The sequence below is a fragment of the uncultured Amnibacterium sp. genome (genome assembly GCF_964245895.1).
Lineage (GTDB): Bacteria > Actinomycetota > Actinomycetes > Actinomycetales > Microbacteriaceae > Amnibacterium.
Map to the genome: position 1 here is coordinate 1 of NZ_CAXTOQ010000171.1, position 6,642 is coordinate 6,642.

Here is a 6,642-nt window from a genome sequence, read left to right on the forward strand (position 1 = left end):
GCGGACCCGCCTGCCCCCGCGGCCCCGACCAGACCGACGCCGACCACACCCGGTCCTTCCGCCTCCACGACGAGCACGGGCAGACCGCCATCGACAACCTGATGCTGCTCTCCCGCCGACATCACGGCATCAAGACCGCCGGCGAAGCCCGAATCACCCTGCTGCGCGACCGCACCTCGATCTGGACCACCCGGACCGGCAACACCTACGTCACCCGACCCCACGACCCCCTCGAACCCACACCCATCCCGGTCGAGCTCATCCACCCCGACGACTGCCCCTTCTGACCGGCGGCCGGTCGAGGACTACCCGGCGGACGACAGCCGCACGAGGCGGGCGGTGCTGCTCTCGTCGAGGTCCAGGTGCTCGGCGCGCGACCGGAGGAAGTCGGAGAACGACTTGTAGCCGATGCGCCGCTCGCTGAACGACGGGTCGAGGCGCTTCATCTGCTCCTTGACCTGCGAGTTGTGCAGCCAGCCGGCGTCGTCGCCGCCGCGGTCGTGCCCGAGCAGCAGGGCCCGCAGCAGCAGGGCCGTCGCGGCGATCTGCGGATCCTCGTCCTCCTCCTCGTCGCCCTCGTCGTCCGGCTCCGGCTCCGGCTGGGCCGGCTGCTCGACGGGGGAGGAGGCGCGGCGGCCGCCGCGCTTGCGCTCCTTCGGCTGCTCCTCCTTCGGCGGGATCGGCTGGGCGCCGGGCAGCTCGTCGTACGTGATCAGCTCGTCGCACGCGGCGGCGAGCGCGCGGCTGGTCGACCCCGCGACGCCGACCGCGATGACGTACCGGCCGAGCCGCTTGCAGCGCTGCGCGAGCGCGATGTAGTCCGAGTCGCCCGCGACGAGCACGACGTGGGTCAGGTCGGGCAGCCGGAACATGTCCTCGACCGCGTCGACGGCGAGGCGGATGTCCGCCCCGTTCTTGCCGTACGAGGACGCGGGGAACAGCTGCACCAGGTCGACGGCCCTGCCGACCAGCTGGCCCCGGTAGCGCGCGTTCACGGGCGCCGACCAGTCCGCGTAGGCGCGGGTGAGCACGAGGGTGCCGAAGCTGGAGGCGAAGTCGATCGCGATGCCGAGGTCGACGGTCGCGGCCTCGAGGCGCTGCGCGAACTCCGCCTCCGACAGCGAGCCCGCTGCGGAGCGCTGCCGGTCGCGCTGGAAGTCGCCGCGGCCGTGCACCTCGTCGTAGCGCGAGATGACGATGTTGTCGAAGTCGATGTAGACCGCGACGCGGCCGGCTGAGGGTGCGGGGATGGGATCCTCCAAGGGGTCGGGCACCCATTCTCCCGTCGAGCAGGGTTGTATGGACCCCGTGACCTCACCTCGGATCTCCGTGGTCGTACCGGTGCGCGACGACGCGCCCTACCTCGGGCTGTGCCTGGAGGCGCTGGCCCGGCAGGACGTGCCGCCGTTCGAGGTGCTCGTGATCGACAACGGGGCGAGCGCGGAGACCGCGATGATCGCGAGGGCGGCGGGGGCGACGGTGGTCCCCGAGCCGATGCCGGGGCTGGCCGCCGCGGCCGCGCGCGGCTACGACACGGCCACCGGCGACCTGATCGCCCGGCTCGACGCCGACGCGATGCCGCCGATGGACTGGCTGCGCGCGGTCCGGGGCGCCTTCGCGGTGGATCCCGCGCTCGACGCCGTGACGGGCCGCGGGGTGTTCGCCGACCTCAGCCCCGCCCGCCGGCTCGTGCTGTCGGCCGGCTACCACGGCGCCTACTACGGCTTCTTCGGCCTCGCCCTCGGGCAGATCCCGCTGCACGGCTCGAACTTCGCGATGCGGCGGGCCGTCTGGGAGGAGGTGCGCGGCGACGTGCACCGCACCGACCCGGGGGTGCACGACGACCTGGACCTCACCATGCGGCTCGGCCGCTCGCGGCGGGTGCGGTTCGACCCGCGGCTCGCGGTCGCGGTCTCGACCCGCGCGATCTCCTCCGTGCCGAGGCTGACCGCGGCGCTCGGCCGCACCGGGCACACGATGCGGATGAACGCGGACCGCCTGCGCGAGACCAGGGCCGGCCGCCTGGTCGGCACCGGCTTCGGCATCGGCCCCCTCGGCGCCCTGCTGCCGAAGCGCCTGCACCCGTAGGCCTCCACCAGTAGGCCTCCACCAGTCGGGCCGGGGCCGCGGGCAGGTCACGGCCCCGGCGCGGGAGCACGTCAGCAGGAAGAATCGAGCCCGTCAGCAGGAAGAACACGCAACAGCAGGAACAAATCCGCCCGTTCTTCCTGCTGAAGCTCGTTCTTCCTGCTCACGAGCTTGGACGAGCCGTCAGGCCGGCCATCCCCACTCGGCGGCGACGGCGGTCATGCGGCGGTGGACCTCTTCCACGGCGCGCCCCGCCAGCGGGTTCGTCGACACCCCCTCCTCGGCCACCAGCTCGCCGCCGATGTACACCCGCTTGAGGTTCCGGAGGGAGCTCGACAGCACGTAGTTGCGGACCGGGTGCCACAGCGGGCCCATGTCCGGCCTCGTCGGGTCGACGACGACGAAGTCCGCCAGCTTGCCCACCTCCAGGCTGCCGACGCGGTCGGCGACGCCGAGCACCTCCGCGGAGCCGAGCGTCGCCATCCGCAGCACCTCCTCCGGCAGCACCGAGCGCGGGTCGCCGGTCGCGGCGCGCACGGAGTAGATCCCCATTCGCATGTTCTGCCACGGGTCGGACACGTCGGTGCAGGCCTGGTCGTCGAGCCCGATGCCGATCGGCATCCCGGCGTCCCGGATCCCGACGATGTCCGCGGTGCCGGAGGCGAGCCGCCCGTTGGAGGCGGGCTGCCACGACATCCGGGCGCCGCCGGCCGCCGCCTGCGCGATGATCTCGGGCGTCGTCTGGATGAAGTGCCCGAAGATGAGGCCCAGCTCGAGCGCGCCGGCGTCGCGGTAGCGGACGAACTTCGACCGCTGCAGCTCCACCTCCTCCCGGGTCTCGAGGAAGTGCGCCTCGTTCAGCACGCCGTAGCGGCGCATCGCGGCCACCTCGAGCTCGGCGGCGTTCGGCCGCGGCGACCACTGCACGGCGCCCATGATCGCGGCGCCGAGGCACCGGTCCGGGTCCAGCGCGCGGCAGTGGCCGACCATCAGACCGAAGCGGTCCAGCACCTCCTCGTCGGTGCCGATCGCGTCGTCGAGGCTGGCCGCGTTGATGAAGCGGATGCCGCTGTCGAGCTTCGCGTCGATCTGCCTGGTCTGCTGCTCGAGCGGCCGCAGCGCGCCGGCGCCCGACTTCGCGCCGTCGACCATCGGCTCCCACGGGATGCGCGGGTCGGTGAAGTCGAACGCGGTCGTGGTGCCGTTCGCGACGAAGTCGAGCGACCCGTGCAGCGACGCCCAGTAGTAGTCCTCGGGGGAGGCGTGGCTCATCAGGCCCAGCATCGAGTCGCACCAGCCGTACAGCGTCGCGTCGACGCCCAGGCCGCGCGCGCCGCTGGTGAAGAGGTGGCTGTGGGCGGACACGAAGCCGGGCGCGACGAACGCGCCCGCGACGTCGAGCACCTCCGCTCCGGGTACCTCGGGGGCGGCGCCCGCGCCGACGGCGCTGATGCGGCCGTCGTCGATCCGCAGCCAGCCGCGGTCGAGGAAGCCGCAGCCCTCCCCGGCCATGGTGATCAGTCGGGCGTCCACGACCAGCAGCGTCATGGACGCCAGTGTCGCGGAGGTCGTGTTTCAGGCGGACGACGACCGGCCGCGGCCGGCGGTCAGGAGGCGATGCGGTGCGCGGCGCTCGTGCGGACCGTGCGGCTGTACCCGGTCTCGGTGCCGGTCACGACCACGGCGATCCGGTGCCGCCGGTCCGCCGCCTTCGGCGTGTAGGTCTTCTTCGTCGCGCCGGTGATGGCGACGCCGTCCCGCGTCCAGCGGTAGGCCAGCGCGACCTTCCCGGGACCCCAGCGGCCGGCGACGGCCGTGAGCTTCGCACCGGAGCGCAGCGAGCCGGCGACCTTCGGCTTCGGGGTGGGCGCGAGCGCGCTGCAGGCGACGTCGCGGTCGACCCGCGCCGCCGTGTCCCGCCACTGCACGAGGAGCAGGCGCCCGGCGGTCAGCGGCGCGGTGGTGCAGAGCCGCAGCGCGTGGGCGCGGTCGGCGGCGTGCGAGATCCACGACGGCAGCGAGAAGAGGGAGCTGGAGGCGGGCACGGCGCCGATCAGGGAGGGGAACTCGTTCGTCGGCGAGTACAGCCCGACCCGCTGCCCGTAGGCGACGAGCGTCGTCGCCATGCCCTCGAGCACGGCGCGGTTGCGGGTCGCGGACGGACCCCAGGTGTTGGCGGTCTCGACGTCGAGCCACCAGCGGCCGACGGTGCCGGTGACGCCGCGGGTCTGGACGTCGTCGTCGGCGATCGACACCCCGTACACCCACGCGCACGCCCGGGTCGCGCCGCCTGAGCAGGCGCCGTAGGGCGACCTCACCGCGCGGCCGCGACGGGTCGCGTCGCTGCCCGGCCACCAGGCCGCCGGTGCCGGGGGCTCCGCGTTCTGCGTGTTGAGGTAGACGTCCGCGGTGCTGTGGACCGTGCCGGGCAGGGTGGCGGCCCAGGCCCGCTGGTCGGCGAAGCAGGGGTTGGTCGTGGTGCCGACCCCGGCGTTCACGCCGACGACGGCGAAGTCGCCCCCGGTCGGCAGGGTGCCGCAGTTCGGGTAGGACACGTCGACGCCCGCGGCGCCCGGCACCGCGGCCTGGGCACCTGCCGGCACCAGCACGGCGACCAGGGCCGCGGCCGCCACCGCCGACAGCGCGCTCCGCACCCGCATGCGCCTCCCCGTCGTCATCGTCAGAACCCGAACCGCTGCGCGCGGAGGGCGGTCGCGACGGCGGCGTCCGCCGCCGCGTCGACGACCGTTACCGGGGCGCTCGAGAGACTGAGCGAGGGCGCCCCGAGGCGGCCGCCGGTGACCGTGACGGCGAGGTCGGCACCCGCGTCCTCGGCGGTCGGCGTGTAGGCCGGGCCGGTGGCGCCGTCGATCGGCGCGCCTGCACGGGTCCAGGTGTAGCGCAGCCGCACCCCGGACGGACCCCAGGCGCCCGGGTCGGCGACGAGGCGCGTTCCGACCTCGGGCTCGCCGGTCACCGCGGGCCGGGTGCCCGAGACCCCGACGCCGCAGGCCACGTCGTGGTCGAGCCCCCGCTCGACCCACTGCACCATGCGCACCCGGCCGCCGGGCGTGACCGGCTCGGCCGCGCAGCTCGCGAGCGCGCCGTCGCGGGTGGTCGCGCCCGCCAGCCACACCGGGGCGCCGGACAGCGCGCTGGAGGGGGCCGCGCCGCCGACGATCAGCCGCCACTGGCGCGGCACCGTGTACACGCCGACCTCCGCGCCGGCCGCGCGGATCGCTGCGGCCATGCCCTCCAGCACGGCGAGGTTCGCCGCGCGGTTCCAGCTCCACGAGTTCATCGTCTCGACGTCGAGCCACCAGGTGCGGGAGGAGGCCTGCGCGACCCCGCGGTCGCCGAGGTCGTCGAGGGCGATCGAGTAGCCGTAGACGTAGGCGCACGCGGCGTCCTCCGCGCCGGCGCACACGCCGGCGGGGTTCGCGACGGGCTGCCCGCTGCGGGCGAGGTCCGCGCCCGGCCACCAGTCGCCGAGGTGGCCCGGGTTCGCGGTGTTCACGTACACGTCGGCGAGGCGGGGGGAGCCGTCGGCCGCGGCCGCGTCCCCCCAGGCCAGCTGCTCGGCCAGGCACGGGTTCGTCGTCGTGCCCGTGCCGGCGTTGACGCCGATCACCGCGATGTCGCCGCGGGCCGGCAGCGGCTGCCCGCACTGCGGGTAGGAGACGTCGTTGCCCTCCGCGACGGTGCTCGCGGTCGGCTCCGCCGCGAGGGCGGCAGGACCGGTCGCCGCCGTCAGCACCGCCGCGAGGGCGGTGGCGACGAGCATCGGGCGGAGCACCGCGCCAGTATGACTGCGGCCGTCCACCCCGGGGCGCGCGGCTCACCGCACGCCCCGGCCTCCGTCGCTACGCTGCCGCGGTGCCGAAGACGACCACGCCCGTGCCACCCGCATGACCGAGGCGGTCGCGCTCGTGGTGCTCGTGATCGCCCTGGCGCTGGTGTTCGACTTCACGAACGGGTTCCACGACACGGCGAACGCGATGGCCACGCCCATCGCCACCGGCGCGCTGCGGCCGCGCACCGCGGTGGCGCTCGCCGCGGTGCTGAACCTCGTCGGGGCGTTCCTGTCGACGGAGGTCGCGCGGACCGTGTCCGGCGGGCTGCTGCGCGGCGACACCGAGGGCGGCGCCGTGAGCGCCTCGATCGTCTTCGCGGGGCTGATCGGCGCGATCGTCTGGAACCTGACCACCTGGTACCTGGGCCTGCCGTCCTCCTCCAGCCACGCCCTGTTCGGCGGCCTGGTCGGCGCCGCGATCGTGGGCGCCGGGTTCGGCGCCGTGGACTACGGCGTGCTGCTCGGCAAGGTGATCCTCCCCGCGCTGCTCGCGCCGTTCACGGCCGGCCTGGTCGCGTTCCTGGCCACCCGCGCGGCGTACGCCATCACCCGGCGGTCCGACCGGCGTCCCGACGGCCGGCGGGTGTTCAAGGTCGGCCAGGTGTTCTCCTCCTCGCTCGTCGCGCTCGCGCACGGCACGAACGACGCGCAGAAGACGATGGGCGTCATCACGCTGACGCTGATCGCGGCGGGGCTGCAGC

General features: G+C 74.6%; 6 protein-coding genes and 1 pseudogene. 3 read left to right on the top strand and 4 right to left on the bottom strand.

Annotated features, from left to right (window positions below; translation table 11 throughout):
• A pseudogene (locus tag ACFE60_RS16475) lies at positions 1-287 on the top strand (hypothetical protein); the annotation flags it as partial.
• A gap of 18 nt (positions 288-305) precedes the next feature.
• Here the strand turns inward: ACFE60_RS16475 and ACFE60_RS16480 are convergent.
• Positions 306-1,274: an NYN domain-containing protein gene (locus ACFE60_RS16480; RefSeq protein ID WP_375389945.1), complete on the bottom strand. Its 969-nt coding sequence runs from the start codon at positions 1,272-1,274 to the stop codon at positions 306-308.
• Between the two features lie 25 nt (positions 1,275-1,299).
• Here ACFE60_RS16480 and ACFE60_RS16485 point away from each other — a divergent pair, with 25 nt between their 5' ends.
• Positions 1,300-2,088 carry a glycosyltransferase family 2 protein gene (locus ACFE60_RS16485; protein ID WP_375389946.1) on the top strand — a complete coding sequence of 263 codons (789 nt, stop codon included), beginning with the start codon at positions 1,300-1,302 and terminating at the stop codon, positions 2,086-2,088.
• A 183-nt stretch (positions 2,089-2,271) separates the two neighbouring features.
• Here ACFE60_RS16485 and ACFE60_RS16490 read toward each other — a convergent pair whose 3' ends face one another.
• Genes ACFE60_RS16490 through ACFE60_RS16500 form a run of 3 tightly spaced genes read right to left on the bottom strand, consistent with a single transcriptional unit; the run spans position 2,272 to position 5,884 of the window.
• Positions 2,272-3,636 (bottom strand): amidohydrolase family protein, encoded by a 1,365-nt coding sequence (locus ACFE60_RS16490; protein ID WP_375389947.1) that lies wholly within the window; start codon positions 3,634-3,636, stop codon positions 2,272-2,274.
• A 59-nt stretch (positions 3,637-3,695) separates the two neighbouring features.
• Complete coding sequence (locus ACFE60_RS16495) at positions 3,696-4,766, bottom strand: hypothetical protein (RefSeq protein WP_375389948.1); 1,071 nt, start codon at positions 4,764-4,766, stop codon at positions 3,696-3,698.
• 2 nt (positions 4,767-4,768) lie between these two features.
• Entirely contained in the window at positions 4,769-5,884 is a 1,116-nt protein-coding gene (locus ACFE60_RS16500; RefSeq protein WP_375389949.1) for a hypothetical protein, read from the bottom strand.
• 112 nt (positions 5,885-5,996) lie between these two features.
• On the opposite strand from ACFE60_RS16500, the gene ACFE60_RS16505 reads away from it, so the two are divergent.
• A partial coding sequence (locus ACFE60_RS16505) for an anion permease (RefSeq protein WP_375389950.1) occupies positions 5,997-6,642 on the top strand: 646 nt, incomplete at its 3' end.